Origin of the sequence: Mesorhizobium sp. Cs1299R1N3, assembly GCF_037179625.1 — a bacterium.
GTDB classification, from domain to species: domain Bacteria; phylum Pseudomonadota; class Alphaproteobacteria; order Rhizobiales; family Rhizobiaceae; genus Mesorhizobium; species Mesorhizobium salmacidum.
The window spans coordinates 114,194-130,738 of record NZ_JAPYKQ010000005.1 but is presented as its reverse complement, the minus strand read 5'-3'; the positions used below and the strand labels follow the sequence as shown (position 1 = coordinate 130,738).

16 protein-coding genes are annotated in these 16,545 nt (G+C 63.4%); 4 read left to right on the top strand and 12 right to left on the bottom strand.

Annotated elements, in window-relative coordinates:
- Nucleotides 1-28: 28 nt before the first annotated feature.
- The 7 genes from ccmE to O7B34_RS13860 form a co-directional block, all read right to left on the bottom strand.
- Nucleotides 29-472, bottom strand: coding sequence for a cytochrome c maturation protein CcmE (gene ccmE, locus O7B34_RS13890; RefSeq protein ID WP_337146569.1), 444 nt, complete (start codon nt 470-472; stop codon nt 29-31).
- A gap of 8 nt (nt 473-480) precedes the next feature.
- Nucleotides 481-1,620: a c-type cytochrome biogenesis protein CcmI gene (gene ccmI / locus O7B34_RS13885; protein WP_337146568.1), complete on the bottom strand. Its 1,140-nt coding sequence runs from the start codon at nt 1,618-1,620 to the stop codon at nt 481-483.
- A gap of 124 nt (nt 1,621-1,744) precedes the next feature.
- Nucleotides 1,745-2,185: a hypothetical protein gene (locus tag O7B34_RS13880; RefSeq protein WP_027143931.1), complete on the bottom strand. Its 441-nt coding sequence runs from the start codon at nt 2,183-2,185 to the stop codon at nt 1,745-1,747.
- A 184-nt stretch (nt 2,186-2,369) separates the two neighbouring features.
- Nucleotides 2,370-3,758, bottom strand: coding sequence for an ATP-binding protein (locus tag O7B34_RS13875; protein ID WP_337146567.1), 1,389 nt, complete (start codon nt 3,756-3,758; stop codon nt 2,370-2,372).
- Nucleotides 3,759-3,786: 28 nt separating this feature from the next.
- Nucleotides 3,787-4,452: a response regulator transcription factor gene (locus O7B34_RS13870; protein ID WP_027143933.1), complete on the bottom strand. Its 666-nt coding sequence runs from the start codon at nt 4,450-4,452 to the stop codon at nt 3,787-3,789.
- Between the two features lie 86 nt (nt 4,453-4,538).
- Complete coding sequence (locus tag O7B34_RS13865; RefSeq protein WP_337146566.1) at nt 4,539-4,838, bottom strand: hypothetical protein; 300 nt, start codon at nt 4,836-4,838, stop codon at nt 4,539-4,541.
- A gap of 171 nt (nt 4,839-5,009) precedes the next feature.
- A complete protein-coding gene (locus tag O7B34_RS13860) occupies nt 5,010-5,417 on the bottom strand; it encodes a DUF3168 domain-containing protein (RefSeq protein ID WP_337146565.1) in 408 nt (135 codons plus the stop codon).
- Nucleotides 5,418-5,725: 308 nt separating this feature from the next.
- Here O7B34_RS13860 and O7B34_RS13855 point away from each other — a divergent pair, with 308 nt between their 5' ends.
- The gene (locus O7B34_RS13855; protein WP_337146564.1) at nt 5,726-6,514 is read left to right on the top strand and encodes a 2-keto-4-pentenoate hydratase; all 789 of its coding nucleotides are present in this window, start codon (nt 5,726-5,728) and stop codon (nt 6,512-6,514) included.
- Here the strand turns inward: O7B34_RS13855 and O7B34_RS13850 are convergent.
- The 5 genes from O7B34_RS13850 to O7B34_RS13830 form a co-directional block, all read right to left on the bottom strand.
- Nucleotides 6,511-7,317: an ABC transporter permease gene (locus tag O7B34_RS13850; RefSeq protein WP_337146563.1), complete on the bottom strand. Its 807-nt coding sequence runs from the start codon at nt 7,315-7,317 to the stop codon at nt 6,511-6,513. The genes O7B34_RS13855 and O7B34_RS13850 overlap by 4 nt on opposite strands.
- Entirely contained in the window at nt 7,317-8,150 is an 834-nt protein-coding gene (locus tag O7B34_RS13845) for an ABC transporter permease (RefSeq protein WP_027143938.1), read from the bottom strand. The genes O7B34_RS13850 and O7B34_RS13845 overlap by 1 nt, the downstream gene beginning before the upstream one ends.
- A gap of 22 nt (nt 8,151-8,172) precedes the next feature.
- Nucleotides 8,173-9,285, bottom strand: a complete 1,113-nt coding sequence (locus tag O7B34_RS13840; protein WP_337146562.1) for an ABC transporter substrate-binding protein — start codon at nt 9,283-9,285, stop codon at nt 8,173-8,175.
- Between the two features lie 70 nt (nt 9,286-9,355).
- Nucleotides 9,356-10,450, bottom strand: coding sequence for an ABC transporter ATP-binding protein (locus O7B34_RS13835; protein WP_337146561.1), 1,095 nt, complete (start codon nt 10,448-10,450; stop codon nt 9,356-9,358).
- Between the two features lie 122 nt (nt 10,451-10,572).
- Nucleotides 10,573-11,469, bottom strand: coding sequence for a LysR substrate-binding domain-containing protein (locus O7B34_RS13830; RefSeq protein WP_140717055.1), 897 nt, complete (start codon nt 11,467-11,469; stop codon nt 10,573-10,575).
- Between the two features lie 76 nt (nt 11,470-11,545).
- Here O7B34_RS13830 and O7B34_RS13825 point away from each other — a divergent pair, with 76 nt between their 5' ends.
- From O7B34_RS13825 to O7B34_RS13815, 3 genes are all read left to right on the top strand, one after another.
- Nucleotides 11,546-13,147, top strand: a complete 1,602-nt coding sequence (locus tag O7B34_RS13825; protein WP_337146560.1) for an amidohydrolase — start codon at nt 11,546-11,548, stop codon at nt 13,145-13,147.
- A gap of 23 nt (nt 13,148-13,170) precedes the next feature.
- Nucleotides 13,171-14,103, top strand: coding sequence for a dimethylarginine dimethylaminohydrolase family protein (locus O7B34_RS13820; RefSeq protein ID WP_027143943.1), 933 nt, complete (start codon nt 13,171-13,173; stop codon nt 14,101-14,103).
- A 221-nt stretch (nt 14,104-14,324) separates the two neighbouring features.
- Nucleotides 14,325-16,478 (top strand): transglycosylase domain-containing protein, encoded by a 2,154-nt coding sequence (locus O7B34_RS13815; protein WP_337146559.1) that lies wholly within the window; start codon nt 14,325-14,327, stop codon nt 16,476-16,478.
- Nucleotides 16,479-16,545: the final 67 nt, after the last annotated feature.

The window sequence follows — 16,545 nt, the reverse complement described above, 5'->3', positions numbered from 1 at the left end:
GCAACTCACGCTTGCTCTCCCGCCAGAGTTATTCACTCTTGCTCTCCTGCCAGACACCCTTGGCCTTCAGCCCGTCGGCAACTTCCTTGGGCATGTAGCGCTCATCATGCTTGGCCAGCACGCTGTCGGCGACAAAGACACCGTCGGTGCCGAAGGTGCCCTCGGTGATGACACCCTGCTCTTCGCGGAAAAGATCGGGCAGGATGCCGGTATAGGTCACCTTGACCGATTTGTGGGTGTCGGTGACCGAAAAGGCAACCGTCGTGCCCTGGCCGCGCTGGATGGTGCCTTTTTCGACCAAACCGCCGAGCCTGATGCGCTGGCCGGGCTCCACACTGGCCGTCGTCAGGTCGGCCGGCATGTAGAAATAGGACGCTTTCTGGCCAAGCGCGTAGAAGGTCAGGCCGGTGGCGGCGGCGAGGAAAGCCAAGCCACCCACAATCACCGACAATCGTTTCTGCTTGCGCGTCATGTCAAGTTCTACTCCGTCGCCGTCAAGCCGAGCGAGGCGGCAAAGGCGGTGAATTTCCTGGCTTCGTCACTGTCGGCCCCAAAGACCGCAATGGCGCGGCCCAGCGCATCGCGTGCCTGATCGGTCTTGCCCAGCACGACATAGGAACGAACCAGCCGCATCCATCCTTCCGGGTCGCGCGGATTTTGACGAAGTTTGTCGTCGAGGCCGGCAACCATGGTGTTGATCATGGCTTCCCTGTCCTGCGGCGACATGGAGGATGCCGCGTCGACATCGGCGGCATCGGGGCCTTTCGCGGCTGCGCCGGAAGCGACTTCGGGGCCGCCGGATTTGGCCAATGCCTGTTCGACGGCGCCGCGCCATGGCGAATCCGGCGGCAGCGTACCAAGCATCGCCTGCCAGGCCGCGGCCGCTTCCTTGCCGCGGCCCTCCTGCGCCAACGCCATGGCCAGATAGAAGCTGGCTTTCGCATTGGCCGGGTCAAGCTTCAAGGCCGCCTCGAAGGCATCCTGGGCATCGGCCGAAACAATACCGCCCGCGGCACCGGCGATCGCCTCGCCGAGGCCGGCCTGGCGGACGGCGCTGTCGCCGTCGAGGCGTATGGCGTTGCGGTAGGCCGCCGCGGCGTCGGCAAAGCGCTGCATGCGCAGATAGACCGGCGCCAGCACGTCCCAGCCTCTCCCATCGGAAGGATTGGCTGCAAGATGGGCTTCGGCGCGCGCTACCAGCTCATCGACCGAACTGTCGGCGGGGTTCTTGGCCAGCCGGTCGCTGAGCGGCTGCGACGGCAAGTCAGGCGAGCCGATCTGGCTGTAGAGCCCCCAACTGACCAACGGCACCGCCAGCACGGCGACGGTAGCGACAAGTCGTGCCGTCACCGACGCTGACCTGCCGGACGTCTTGCCGCCCGGATCAGCATTGCCGAGACGAAGGATGCGGCGGGCGATCTCGGCGCGCGCCTCGGCCGCTTCAGCGGGCCCGATCAGGCCGCGTGCGGCGTCGCGATCGAGTTCGGCCAATTGATCGCGATAGACTTCCAGATCGTGATCGCCGCTCGATGGCGCGCCCTTGGAGGCCCCGGCCAGCGGCAAAAGCACCGCCAGGCTGGCGCCCAGCGTGAGAATTGCGGCTATGACCCAGAACAGCATGGTTCTTCCAATAAAGGCAGAGCCCTGCCCTGCCAACACAGGCATCCTGCGACGCTTTGACGGCAGGCACGCCAAATGTCCTTGATCGACATCAACTGGCCGGATCGCAACCGGACCCGGTTGGCTAGGTCAATGGCGTCCAACTGCCGTCGGCATTGCGGCAGGCCGTTCCGTGCGCCGTGACACTGGCGCTGCCTGTGAATACCGTCTGCGTGTACTGGCGGCAATCCTGCGAACCAACGCGGTAAGGCTGGGCTGGAACCACCTCGCCATGGCGCGACGCCTGATCGCCCTTCCATGCCACCTTCTGGCCGCTCGTCGTATATTCAAGCGCCTTGTATTCGGCCTCGAGCGCGCTGCGCTTTTCGGTATCGCTCAGGCCATTGCCGATCGACCCGCCAATGAGACCACCGCCCATGGCAGAAATGATGGACTTGGTGACAACCTTGCCGCTGGCCGGGGGCGTCGAGGCCGGTGTCGCCGGCACGGTCGGGCCCTTGCCGCTCAAGGTGGTGCAGCCCGATACGGCCAGCAAGGCGGAAACAAGCGCGACGCGAATCTTCATGCCAACAACCGGTATTCCTGAGTTGGAGCCTGCCATGGATGCGCGGGGAGCATCATCTGAGAAGTGGGCGTGGCCATAGTGTTGATATTTGCCGGAAATTTGGCCGCCGCCGGCCAGTCCGAGGTCAATCGATATGCCGCCATAGCATGGGCCGCCCGTCGGTGTCGATTGGCCTGGGGAAACGTCACTGAAGGCTCCGCAATCGCACCACTGCCTTTAATCCGCCCATGCCGGACCGTTCCAGCACCAGCCCGCCTCCATATTCGTTGACGAGGTCGGCGACGATGGCGAGGCCCAGACCCGTTCCAGGCTTTGTCTCGTCCAGGCGGCGTCCACGCTTCATGGCTTCGCGCGCCTTGTCTTCGGGAATGCCAGGGCCGTCATCGTCGATGCTGATCTCGAACAGGTTGTCACCGCTGCTGGCCAAGGGCGCAACCGTAACCGACACCGCGCTCTTTGCCCACTTCATCGCGTTTTCGAGAAGGTTGCCAAGCAGTTCCTCGAGGTCCTCGCGTTCGCCGGCGAAGATGAGCTCGGCCGCGGGCAACGACAGCGACAGACTGGTCTGCGGGTTGAGCTTCTGCAAAACGCGCACCATGCGCTGCACCAGCGGTGCCACCGGCGTGCGGTAGACGACGCTGTCGCGCTGCGCCGCGACGCGGGCGCGCTGCAAATAATGGTCGATCTGCTTTTGCATGGACGCGGCCTGCTCGGTGATCAATTGTCCCTTGGCGCCGCCAAGCGCCCGGCCCTCGTTGAGCAAAACGGCGAGCGGTGTCTTCAGCGAATGGGCGAGGTTGCCGACCTGGGTCCGCGAGCGCTCGACAATGCGTTTGTTGTTTTCAATCAACGCGTTGGTTTCGTTGGCTAATGGTTCGATCTCGGCCGGGAAGCGGCCGTCGAGCCTCTGCGCGGTGCCCTCGCGCACCATGGCAAGTGCGTTCCGGACCCTACGCAGCGGCTGCAGCCCGAGCAGGATGGCGATGGCGTTGATGGCGATCATACCGATGCCGAACAGGCTGAGATAGGTCAGCAAGCGGCGCTGGAAGGTTCCTATTTCCTGCTCCAGTTCGGTCTTGTTGCCCATGACGCGGAAGCGCGCGGCGCGGTTCTTGGCATCGAGAACGAATTCGCTCTCGAACACGACCAGTTCCTCGCCATTAATGCCTTGCGCGGCATAGCTGCGCTGGAAATTGGCGTTGAAGGGAACATCCGCCACGTCCGGCGACGGGATGGTCCGGGTCATGGACGAAGAATGAAGATCGCCATGCACGCCTTCCGAGGCGGGCTCGACGGACCAGTACCAGCCCGAATTCGGTTCCGAGAAACGGAGGTCGCCAAGATCGGGGGAACCGGTCAGCGCACCGCTGTCGGAAATGCCGATGGAGCCGATCAGGTTGAACAAATGCGCCGACAGCAAGCTGTCGAAGCCTCGCTCGCTGGCCTGGCGGTAGAGCGTGGTGATCAGGGTGAAGATGACGACCAGGGTCAGGATCGCCCACACGGTGGAGAAGGCGATGACGCGGAACGTCAGCGAACGCGGCCAAGCGCGCAGCGAAAGCCGTCTGCCCACGGTTGAGTTGGTAGCGAGCGGTTCCGCCTTACGCCTCCGGCTCACGCATGCGGTAGCCCATACCGCGCACGGTTTCGATCATGTCGATGCCCATCTTCTTGCGCAGCCGCCCGACAAAGACCTCGATCGTGTTGGAATCGCGATCGAAATCCTGGTCGTAGAGATGCTCGACCAGTTCGGTGCGCGAAACGACCTCGCCCATGTGGTGCATCAGATAGGCAAGCAGCCGGAATTCGTGCGAGGTCAATTTCAGCGGCACGCCGGCGACATCGGCCTTCGAAGCCTTGGTGTCGAGACGCAGCGGCCCACAGGTCAGTTCCGACGAGGCGTGGCCGGCGGCGCGGCGGATCAGGGCCCTGACCCGCGCCAGCACCTCCTCGATGTGGAACGGCTTGGTGACGTAATCGTCGGCACCGGCATCGATGCCGGACACCTTGTCGCTCCAGCGGTCACGCGCGGTCAGGATCAGCACCGGCATCTTGCGGCCGCCGCGACGCCAGCGCTCGACCACGCTGATGCCGTCCATCTGCGGCAGGCCGATGTCGAGGACGACGGCATCGTAAGGCTCGGTGTCGCCGAGGAAATGGCCTTCCTCGCCGTCGAAGGCACGGTCGACGACATAGCCGGCATCGACCAGCGCATCCGAAATCTGCCGGTTGAGATCCTTGTCATCCTCGACAACGAGTACGCGCATGCGGGGACCAATGCCTGTTGAGGTTTCAGATATAGGCCGATTCCGCCGGCCTGGGAAACGGAGCCCTGTAGGAAGGGAAGACTGCGTCAGTTCTGTGGAACGACGATTTCGGAGCGGCGCGGACGCTGCCCGTCCTTGCCGGGCACGAGCACGACGATGACGCAGACCGGCTGGCCGCCACGCGTCGACGCCGAGGCCTTGGCGAGTGTTCCGCCATTCTGCTCGGCGACCTGCTGACCGATCGCATAGCAGTCGGACGCGGCCAGGACGATCGGGCTGGGCTGGTCGGGCCCGATCACCGGTATCGCCATTGCCTGCGACGCAAACAGCCCGGCGGCACTAAGCGCCAGGGTCGCGGTTCGGAAATGGGAGCGAAGCGTTTTCATGACCGGCGTTGTAACGCATCGGTGCTGAACGTGAAATGAACGGTGAACGGCCCTGAAACCATGCTCGCCACACCCCTGCAACGCGAGACAGACAATCTGGATTTCACCGCCCCACCAGTGAAACCCGCGAGAGCCCAGTTTAGACTCCGTTTCGATGATATTGAAAGCGCGTCAGGCGTTTTCCTGCGTCAGCGCACGGAATCGCAGCAGACCGTGATGGACAAGCAGTTCCTCATCATAACGCGCCTCGCTGAATTCCAGGGACAGCCGCGTCTGGCCACGCGGGCCGATCACCAGTACCGCGTCGGCCAAGCGTGCCTCAATGGCGGCCATGATGGCAAGCGTTTCGGCTTCACCATGGGCCTTCGACCAGACATGCAGCGTGACCAGCTGGTCATCGTTGTTCTCGGCGCCAGTATGCCAGTCAAAGGCCGAGGTCTGGCCTGAAGTCACATAGGGAAAGGCGACGTTGTCGGTTGGCCGCTCGAGCAGTCCGGCGCCGCCCAGCAGCGCCGACAGCGAAGCATCGCTTTTCAACCTGAGGAACAGGGCTTGCTGCAAATCACCGGGCGCGGTCATCGTCCATTTCCTCAAGTCGTTGCGCGACTGGCAATGCTTTCCCAAAGCCTGTCCATGTCCGCATCCCTTCGCAGATATAGCGGTTCGCCACGCGAAGACGATGGCGATTCGTCATCGGAATGATGAACGCCCATGATCTCGAAAATACGACTTGCCGACAATCTCGTCAGCCGGCGCGGTAGAGCCCCGCAAATGAACCATGAGCGTGGTCAGGTGGTCTTGCCATATATAGGCTGGTCCCTACGATGGAATGTTCCTTGCGGGCTTGGCCAGACAGAGGGCATGTTCCCGATTTTCGGAAGCTGACCATGCTCGATCCAGAACAAGCCAGGGCAGCGTCGCATCTGCTGGTAAGTCATTGGGACAACGGCACCCATGTCGCCGCCATACCTGAGGAGTTGCGGCCGACGACGCGGACCGAAGGCTATGCCATCCAGGCCCATGTCATGGATCGTTCGGCGGCCCCGCTTTTCGGCTGGAAGATCGCGGCAACCAGCCTTGCGGGTCAAAGGCATATCAATGTCGACGGCCCGATGGCCGGGCGCCTGCTGGCAGAGAAAGCGGTCGAGGTTGGCGGGACCGTCTCGCTGGCGACAAGCAAGATGCGGGTCGCCGAGATCGAATTCGCTTTCCGTTTCGGCCGCCAGATCCCACCTCGCGCGGCACCTTATGAAATCGCTGAAGTGATGGATGCCGTGGCGACCTTGCATCCGGTAATCGAAATACCGGACTCACGCTACGACGATTTCTGCGCCGTCGGCGCGCCGCAGCTGATAGCGGACAATGCCTGCGCCAATCTCTTTGTCATCGGCCAGCCCACGCAAGACGAATGGCGCGACGTGAATCTCGCGGAGTACCCGGTGACCGGTCTTGTTTCGGGCAAGTCGCGGCACGACGGAACCGGCGCGGCTGTCCTCGGCGATCCCCGTATTGCGCTCACATGGCTGGTCAATGAGCTGTCGGGCCTGGGCATAGCGCTCCAGCCGGGACAGGTGGTGATCACAGGTACTTGCGTGTCGCCGATACGCGTCGAGGCCGGTGACGAAGTGATCGGCGATCTGGGCAGGTTTGGCAAAGTCTCGGTGCGGTTTGTCTAATGCTCGCCGCGCTGCCTGACCGCGAGGCTCCTCACCGCCAGAACCAGCACCGTGATGATGATCAAAATCACCGAAAGCGCCGCGATCGCCGGGTCGATGTTGTCGCGCAGGCCCATCCACATCAGGCGCGGCAGCGTGATGGCGTTGACCGAGGTGATGAACAGGGTGACGCCGATCTCTTCCCAGGAGAGCACGAAGGAGAGCAGTGCCGCGGTGACGATGCCGAACTTGATGTTAGGCATGATGATGCGCGTGGCGCGTTCCCACACGCTTGCGCCAAGGCCGCGCGCGGCAAGGTCGATGCGGCGGTCGAGTTGGCTGAGCGAGACCAGGATCAGCACGGTCGCGAACGGCACCGTCATCACCGAATGCGCCATGGCAACGCCGAGCCAGGTGTCGTAGCCGAAGAAGGAACTGACGCCTGAGATCGAGGTGAGCAGGAAGTAGAGCGTGATCGCCGAAACCACCGGCGGCACCACCATCGGCAACAGCACAAAGCCGACCAGGGCTGCCGTAAAGCGCGGCTGGAACATCCACACACCAAGGCTGAAACAAAGCGCCAGTACAGTTGAAATGGCGCTGCTGACAATCCCGATGCGGATCGAAAGCAGGATCGACTGGAGCCAGCGCGGATCCTCAATCAACGACCGATAGTGGCGCAGCGACAATTCACCCGTCGGCATCGCCAGCATGCGGCTAGGCGTCAGCGATACCGGAATGACGGCGAGCAGCGGCATAAGCAGGAACAGCGCCACCAGTGCGGCGATAACCAGCGAGACAGGACCGGGGCGATAAGTCGGCATCAGATAAGCTGCTTCGGTCTGACATAACGGAACAAGAGCGCCATCAGCGCGCCGACGAACAGCACCAGCACGACGCTGATCGCAGCTCCCAGCCCCCAGTCCGGGCTCTGGAATATCCTGAGATAGATCAGTTCGGCGATCATGACGCTGCGGCCGCCACCGAGAATCGCCGGCGTGACGAAGAAGCCGAGCGAGAAGACGAACACGATCATCGCGGAGCCGATAATACCGGAGCGCGTCATCGGCACGAACACCGTCCAGAAGGTGCGCATGCGGCTTGAGCCGAGGCCGCGCGCTGCCAGCAGCACACGGTCGTCCAGGCTGCGCATGGCCGAAGCCAGCGGAAAGACGGCGAACGGAATGAGGAAATGGGTCATACCGACAATGACGCCGAACTCGTTGCGCACCAAAGTCAGCGGTTCGGAGATGAAACCGATCGACTGCAGCCAGGTGTTGATCAGGCCGCGATTGGACAGCAGCGCCACCCAGCCGAAGGCTCGCGTCAGCACCGAGATCCAGAACGGCACCAGGATGCAGAATTCGGCGATGAGGCGCTGCGCCGGGCTGCCGCGCACCCAGACCACCGTGATGGCATAGGCGGCGGCGACTGACACAACTGTGACAATGGCGGCGATGCGCAGCGTGCGGATGAACACCGACTGCACCAGATCGTCGGTGAGCAACGCCTTGTATTGGCCAAGCCCGGGCGTCGGCAAGGTGAAGCTCCACTTCACCACGCCGAGAAACGGCCAGGCATATGCAAGGCCGAGAAACAGGAGCAGCGGCGCCATCAACAGCGCCGCGCCCATCCTGTCGGAGAGAACGCCTCTCATGTCAGTTCAGCATCGCCGCCGGTCAGGCAGAGATGATCTTGGTGTATTCGTCGAGTGCCGCACCGTAGTTCTTCGCGTACCAATCCATGTCGAGTGCGATCTGCTTCTTCATGTTCTCGGGATCGACGGGATTGATGCGCTTCTTGTCGGCAGGGATCAGCGAATCGGCCGCCGGATTGGCCGGACCCTGGCCGAGCTTGTCGAACATCACCAACTGCTTTTCCGGATCCTGTGCACTGGCGATGAACTTCATCGCAGCATCCTTGCCGCCGGGGTTGTTCTTGAGCACGGCCAGCGCGCCGGGCGAGATCAGGCCCTGGTCCCAGATGAACTTGATCTTGCCGCCGGAATCCTGCTCGATCAGCGAGGCGCGCGTCGACCAGACGATCGCCATCGAGGCTTCGCCATTGAGCAGCACGCTCTGGCTCTCGGCGCCGCCGCCCCAATAGGCGACGACGTTTTCCTTGAAGGCCGATATCTTGTCGTGCGCCCGCTTCAAGTCGAGCGGATAGAGCGAAGCCGGCGCGATACCGTCGGCCAAAAGGGCCGCTTCCCAGCTCGACACACCCCATTTGTAGAGGGAACGCTTGCCCGGGAATTTCTTCACATCGAAGAAATCGGCCATGCCGGTCGGTGCATCCTTGCCGTATTTCTCGGAATCGTAGGCGATGACATAGGAGAAGAAATAGGTCGAGGCGGCATAGTCCCACCCGAAGCCCGGCCGCATCTTCTTCTTGTCGACGATGTTGTAGTCGATCGGCTCGAGCATGCCTTGCGCGCCGAGCGTAATGGCCGAGAACGGGTCGACGTCGACCAGGTCCCAGGTCGGGGCGCCGCTTTTAAACTGCGCGGCGATCGCGCCTTCGGTCGGGCCCGAGCCGTCCATCTTGACGGTGATGCCGGTGTCCTTGGTGAAAGCCTGGCCATAGGCCGCGTCATAGGCCGTGATGGCGTCGCCGCCCCAGTTGACCAGCACCAGTTCCTTCGCAGCGGCGAATGCGCCGCTCGAACGCAGCAGCATCGGCGTGCCGGCGAGCACGAGCGCCGCTAGCTGCGTGAATTGGCGGCGCGAAATCTCGCCGCGTATCGTCCTTTCGGACAGCGTTTCGATGGCCTGTTTTTTGGTGTCGTTCATGTCAGTTCCCCTTTGTTTTTGTTAATTTCAATTATGGAAGCCGGTGCGGCGGATCAGGCCTCACTGGCGCTCATTGTCCTCCGTCCGGAAGGAGGAAACCCTTTTCCGCCGGCCATGTCAGCCAGACGGAATTGCCCTTGCTGAGAGCAGCCGCCGCGATCTCGTTGGGCACCGAGACGGTTACTTTGGCACCCTGGCGTGTGGTGAGGTCGAGCTTGGTTGCCGCCCCCAGATAGGTCGAGGCGATCGCCGTCGCGGCAATGCCGTTCTCTCCGGCGGCGGCCTCGCGCGCTATCGACATGTGTTCGGGCCGGATTGCCAGGATGGCGTTGGCACCGACAGTCGCCGGATTGCCGCGCAGGCTGACGGCGCGGTCCTCGCAAAGGCCGGTGGCCCCGTCATCGGCGCTGCGCACGCCTTTCAGCGGCAGCATGTTGATCTCGCCCAGGAATTCGGCGACGAAGCGATTGGCCGGGCGGTCGTAGACCTCGTCCGGCGCCCCGACCTGCAGCAGTTTGCCATGGTTGAAGATGGCGACGCGCGAGGACAGCGCCAAGGCCTCGCTCTGGTCGTGGGTGACGAAGACGAAGGTGGTGCCGGTCTCCTGGTGCAGGCGCTTCATCTCGGCCTGCATCTGGCCGCGCAGGCTCTTGTCCAGCGCTGAAAACGGTTCGTCGAGCAAAAGCACGCCCGGCTCGAACACCAGCGCGCGGGCAAGTGCGACGCGCTGCTGCTGGCCGCCGGAAAGCTGCGACGGCAATTTCTTCTCGTGGCCGATCAGACCGACACGCTCGATCATCTCACCGACGCGCTTCTTGATCTCGGTGGCCGATTTCTTGCGGACCTTGAGCGGGAAGGCGATGTTGGCCTCGACGCTCATATGCGGAAACAGCGCATAACCCTGGAACACCATGCCGGCGGCACGCTGCTCGGCCGGGCGGTCGGTGATGTCGGCGCCGTCGCTGAAAAGCCTGCCCTCGGTCGGCTGCACGAAGCCGGCCAGGATCATCAGGAAGGTGGTCTTGCCGGATCCGGAAGGGCCAAGCAGCGTCAGGAATTCTCCGCGGCCAATATCGAGCGTCAGATTGTCCAGTGCACGGAACGAGCCGAAGCTCTTGCCGATCCCGATTGCCTTGATCTCTGCGGCCCGGCCGGGTTGCTGCATCCTGCCTCTATCCTTACCGTTGAGCCAAATCGTAGGCAGGGCCGAAGCTCACCGCAACCGAATAGTTTTCGCCTGATCGGCAAATTTCATTCATCTATGGCGGTCCGGCGCCACCCTGCCCCTCAATGAGGCTGAATGCGGTTCTCGGAGAGCGTCGACCTCAGCCATCCCGCGAACGCTTCCAGGACCGGGTGCGAGGCCTTGGCGTGTTCGGAGACCAGGAAATAGGAGCGCGGCGACTTGATCGCGATGTCGAACGGCCTGACCAGACGGCCTTCGCTCAGCGCGCGGCGGCTGGTCAGTTCGTCACCCATGGCAATCCCCTGGCCGGCGATCGCCGCGGAGAAGACGAGGTTCATGTCGGAAAAGAAGATACCGCCTTCGGTGTCCGGGTTTTCGACCTTGGACAGCGCCAGCCAGCGTGCCCAATCCTCGGTGTCGTCTAGATGGAGCAGATTGGCGCGCAGCACGTCCGCCGGCCGGGAAAAGCCGCCGACCTTGTTGAGCAGCGTCGGGCTGCAAAGCGGCGTGAACGAGATTTCGCACAACAGTTCGGCCATGCGGTTTGGCCAGTTGCCGACGCCAAACGCGATGAAGGCGTCGGCATCGGCATTGCTGACATCGTCGAGCCGCCTGGGCGTCAGGATGCGCAGCGCCACATCGGGATACATCTGCCGGAACTCGCCGATATGGGTGCACAAGAACAGCGAGGCGAAGCCTGGCGTACAAGAGACGGCGAACGAGCCGCCGACGCCAGTGCCGGCATCGCGCGTCACCGCGTCACCCAGCACGGTCAGCGCCTTGCGCACGTCGCTGGCATAGCGCTGGCCACGCGGGGTGAGCGCCACGCCCTTGCCGATGCGTTCCAGCAGATCGAAGCCAAGGTCGCGTTCTAGCAGCCGCAGCTGATGGCTTACCGCGCTGCGGGTCAGGTGCAGTTCGTCGGCTGCGCGCCAGACGCTGCCATGCCTGGCGAAACTGTCGAGGGCGCGTAGCGCCTGTGTGGAAGGAATTCTCAAGAGGTGAACCGAATTTGCACGAACCGGGAAAACATATCACTTTTTGGCGAGCCGCTTCACTGCTTTCTTTTGGAGCATGGACAAACAGGTGACGACATCGGCGCAAGAGACCGCGCTTGCCTGCCTCGACGGCATCCAGCCCCTGCTGTCGGCCTGGACACGCACCATCTTCGATTTCGGCGAGACAGCGTGGCGCGAGTACCAATCGGCCGCCTGGTATGTCGATCGGCTCAAGCGCGAGGGATTTTCGGTCGAGGAAGGCTCGGGCGGCATGCCGACCGCCTTCTGCGCCCACTGGACAAACGGCGCCGGACCGACCGTCGGCATGTATGCCGAATATGATGCCGTACCCGGCAACTGTCAGGATGCGGTGACGGTGAAGCAGCCACGGCCTGGCCTTGGCGCCGAGGCCGGCGGCCATACCGATCCGCATTCGGGGCTTGGCATAGCAAGCCTCGGCGGGCTGCTCGCGACCAAGGCCGCCATGCAGCGCGACGGTATTCAAGGCACGCTGCGCTTCACCGGCGAACCGGCCGAAAAGGTGCGCGGCTCGAAGCCGATCCATGCCGCCAAAGGCTATTATGACGGCCTTGCCGGCATGATCTCCTTCCATCCCTTCTATATGCTACCGCTCTGCAACACCGCGCGCTGGGACACGCATTGCGGTGCGGCCTACGCGATGATCTATCGCTTCGTCTGCGACGAACCCGAAAATTGGGTTCGCGCAGGCGACGGCGCGCCGATCCCGCAGGCGCATTCGGCGGTCCGGGCACCGGGCGCCAACGATGCGCTGATGACCATGTACATGGCCTCCAAGGCGTTGCGCGATTCCATGCTCCCGCACCAGGGCGGCTGGTCGATCAGCGAGGCGATCCTGACGGCTGGCCAGGCCACGGCCGACAATCTGCCGGCAGGCCTGGCCGAGATCCAGTACATGATCCGCGTGCCGACGCTTCGTATGGCCGAGCAGGTGACGGCGGTGCTCGACCGCAACGCCGCGGCCGCGGCCGCGATCAGCGGCTGCCGCTACGAACGGCACTGGGTGTCGAAGTCGCGGCCGGGGCTCGCCAACCACGCCATGGCCGGAATTGCCTACGAAGCCCTGTCAATTGTCGGACCACCTCGCTGGGACGATGCCGCCAAGACGATCGCGCGGGAAATCCAGGTCAATGCCGGCGGCACCGCGACCGAAAACCCCTTTATCGACGAACTGGAGCGGCTGATTTCGCCGCAAGAGGCCGAGGCGATCTTGCGCCGCGACTTGCCGCCGTCGCAGGTGAATTCGACCTCCGACGACTACACCGACATGAGCTGGCACGCGCCGACCGCGCGCTTCTATGTCGCCCGCCCAGCGCTCCGCTCGGCAAACGGCCACGCTTTTCCGGCATGGGTGATGAATGCGCTGGGCGGCATTCCCGCGACGATCGATCCGATGGTCATCTGCGCTGCCAAGACGGTCGCGCTGGCGGCGCTGCGCCTGCTCGAGGACAAAACCGCCCGCGAAGAGGCGATGAGCGAGTTCACGACCCGTACCGGCGGCGGCGTTGGCGGCTCCAACTGGATCGCCCCGCTCTGCGACTACGAGCCGCCGATCAATTTCCGCTGGCCGGAATATGTCACCACGCCGCGCGGGCGCGACTGGTGGATACCAAACAATGCGCGACCGACCAATTCTTGAGAACAAGCCACGAGGAGAACCGCATGACCGTTCATGACCGCATCATCGCCGAGCCGTTTTCGCTGCAGCGCCGCAATCCCTCCGGCGGCACCAAGCCGCTGACCGTCTGGGGTTTCGCCAACGAGACCGACGTCTTGACCGACGTGCTGCTCGGCTCGCCGAATTTCCTGCGTCACCTGTCGACCAGCTCGCTCTCGCGAAAACATCTGCGCGAGGCGCCCTGCAACGTCCAGATCGCGCAGGCGCAGCACAAGGATCTGGTCGCGGCTTACGAGCATTTCGGCGTTAACATCCATTGGCACGAGCCGACGCCGGAACTGCCGATGCAGGTCTATTCCCGTGATTCCAGCGTCATGACGCCTTATGGCGCGATCATCACCGCCATGGCCAATTGGTGGCGGCGCGGCGAGAACTACGCGGCCATCCGCACCTATGAAAAGCTCGGCATCCCGATCTACGACATGGTGACGGCAGGCACCTTCGAGGGCGGCGACTTCAACGTCATCGAGGACGGCGTGGTGCTGATCGGATGCGGCGGCGCGCGCACGCAGGAGGAAGGCGCCCGCCAGGTGCAGGCCTGGTTCGAGAAGGAAGGCTGGGAAACGCGCATTGCCTTCATCGACGAATACTACGTTCACATCGACCTGATGGTGGTGCCGATCGCCGAAAAGCTCACCGCCGTCTGCCTCGCCTGCACCGAGCCCGGCATCGTCGACTGGCTGAAGGGCAAGGGTCACGAGATCATCGACGTTCCCTTCCAGGACACGATGGCGCTAGGCTGCAACTTCATGTCGCTGGGCAAGGACCGGGTGATCGCGCCGACATCCAGCAAGACATTGATCGAGAAACTCAAGGCGCGCGGCTTTGAGGTGGCGGCCGTCGACATGAGCGAAATCTCCAAGACCGGCGGCGGAATCCATTGCATGGCGCAGGCGCTGAAGCGCGAGGCGGCCTGATAGCTCGGGCAAGCAAATCTCCCCTCGCTCGCCGGCCGCAGAATCTGGCGGGCGAGGAACCGGCCCGCCGGCTACCTGGCCTTCCATCGACAAACCTTGCGGCTGTGTCCTCGCCGCCCTTGTGGGCGTCGGTAAAATGGATGAATAGTCCGACAGGTCGCTGCCCTGAAATTGCCCGCTTGCGGTTTTCAGGTCGCGCCAGAGCCGAGCCGGGTTTTTGAATGGTCAACCCTGAACCGCGCAAGAGAAGAGGTCCGATCGCCTCCCGCCTTCTGGCGCTGGACGCGTGGCTCGATTCCTCGCTCTATGAGATCGGGTTCAAGGCGCGCCAGTTCTGGGAGGCCGCGACGATCTTCTCGCGGCGCTTCCGGCTCAAGGGCTGGCGCCGTGGCTTCATCGAACTTTTGAGCGAAGGTTTTACACTCGGCGCCGGCGGCATGGTGGTGATGCTGGCGCTGGCGATACCCGCGTTCCAGGACACCACCGGCGACTGGCGTGCCCAGGGCGACTTCGCCGTCACCTTCCTGGACCGGTACGGCAACGAGATCGGCCAGCGCGGCATCATCCAGCGCGATTCCGTGCCGGTCGACGAGATGCCGGACCACGTCATCAAGGCGGTGCTCGCCACCGAGGACCGCCGGTTTTTCGATCATTACGGTATCGACGTGCTCGGCCTGTCGCGCGCGATCTTCGAGAATGTGCGGGCAAACTCGGTCGTCCAGGGCGGCTCCAGCATCACCCAGCAGCTGGCCAAGAACCTGTTCCTGACCAACGAGCGCACGTTCGAGCGCAAGATCAAGGAAGCCTTCCTGTCGCTGTGGCTGGAGGCCAATCTGTCGAAGAAAGAAATCCTGCAGCTCTATCTCGACCGCGCCTATATGGGCGGCGGCACGTTCGGCATCGAGGCGGCGGCGGATTTCTATTTCGGCAAGAGCGTCAAGGACCTGAACCTTGCCGAGGCGGCGATGCTCGCCGGCCTGTTCAAGGCGCCGACCAAATACGCGCCGCACATCAACCTGCCGGCGGCGCGCGCTCGCGCCAATGTGGTGCTGTCCAACCTTGTCGATTCCGGTTTCATGACCGAAGGCCAGGTGCTGCAGGCAAGGCTGCATCCGGCCGATGTCGTCGATCGCGGCGAACAGAAAAGTCCCGACTATTTCCTCGACTGGGCCTTCGACGAGGTCAAGAAGATCGCCAAGCCCGGCCAGCACTCGCTGGTCGCTCACACCACCTTCGACGCCAACATCCAGAAAGCGGCGGAAGAGTCCGTCGAGTTCCACCTGCGCCAGTTCGGCAAGGAATACAATGTCACCGAAGGTGCCGTGGTGGTCATCGAGACCAATGGCGCGGTGCGAGCGATCGTCGGCGGCCGTGACTACGGCGCCAGCCAGTTCAACCGCGCCACCAAAGCGCTGCGCCAGACCGGCTCATCGTTCAAGCCCTATGTCTACGCCACGGCGATGGAACACGGTTTCACGCCGAACTCGATCATTTCTGGCGGGCCGATCAGCTGGGGCAACTGGTCACCGCATAATTACAGCGGCGAATCGGCGGGCAATATCACCCTGATCATGGCGATGGCCAAGTCGATCAACACGGTGCCGGTGCGGCTGGCCAAGGACCATCTCGGCATCGCGCCGATCAAGGCATTGGCGGAATCGTTTGGCGTGGAATCGCCGCTCGAAGGGCACAAGACGATGGTGCTCGGCACCTCGGGCATGACCGTGATGGACCAGGCGACGGGCTACAGCGTGTTCGCCCAGAACGGCTTCGTCGGCTCCCGGCACGGCATCACCCAACTCGTCACGCGTACCGGCGACGTGGTTTACGACTGGACCAAGGACGCGCCGCCGCCGCACCGCGTGCTCTCCGAGCAGGCCCTGAAATCCATGAACACCATGCTGGCGGCCGTGCCGGTGATGGGCACGGCGCGGCGGGCGCAAATCCCCAATATCGTCGTCGCCGGCAAGACCGGCACGACGCAGTCCTACCGCGATGCCTGGTTCGTCGGCTTCACCGGCAACTACACGGCGGCCGTGTGGCTGGGCAATGACGATTTCACGCCGACCAAGAACATGACCGGCGGCTCGCTGCCGGCGATGGTGTGGCAGCGGCTGATGGTCTACGCGCACCAGAACATCGACCTGAAGCCGATCCCCGGCATCGACAAACCCTTCGTCGACGAGGAGATCGCGGCCAAGGCCGCCGAGGCGCAGAAGAAGACCGAGGAGCAGGCAGCGGCCGATACCGCCGCCGAGCGGCCGCCGGTGCTGTCCAGCCGAACCACGCAGACGCTGCGGGACATGAGCCACCTGTTCCAGACGGCGCCCAAACTCGACGCCCCCACTCCACCCGAAACGCTTTCGGCCCTGTGACATCCGCCCCGGCGCGAGCCGGGTCGGCAGGCAAATCCATCACGCCGGCTTGCCACAAGACCCCGCG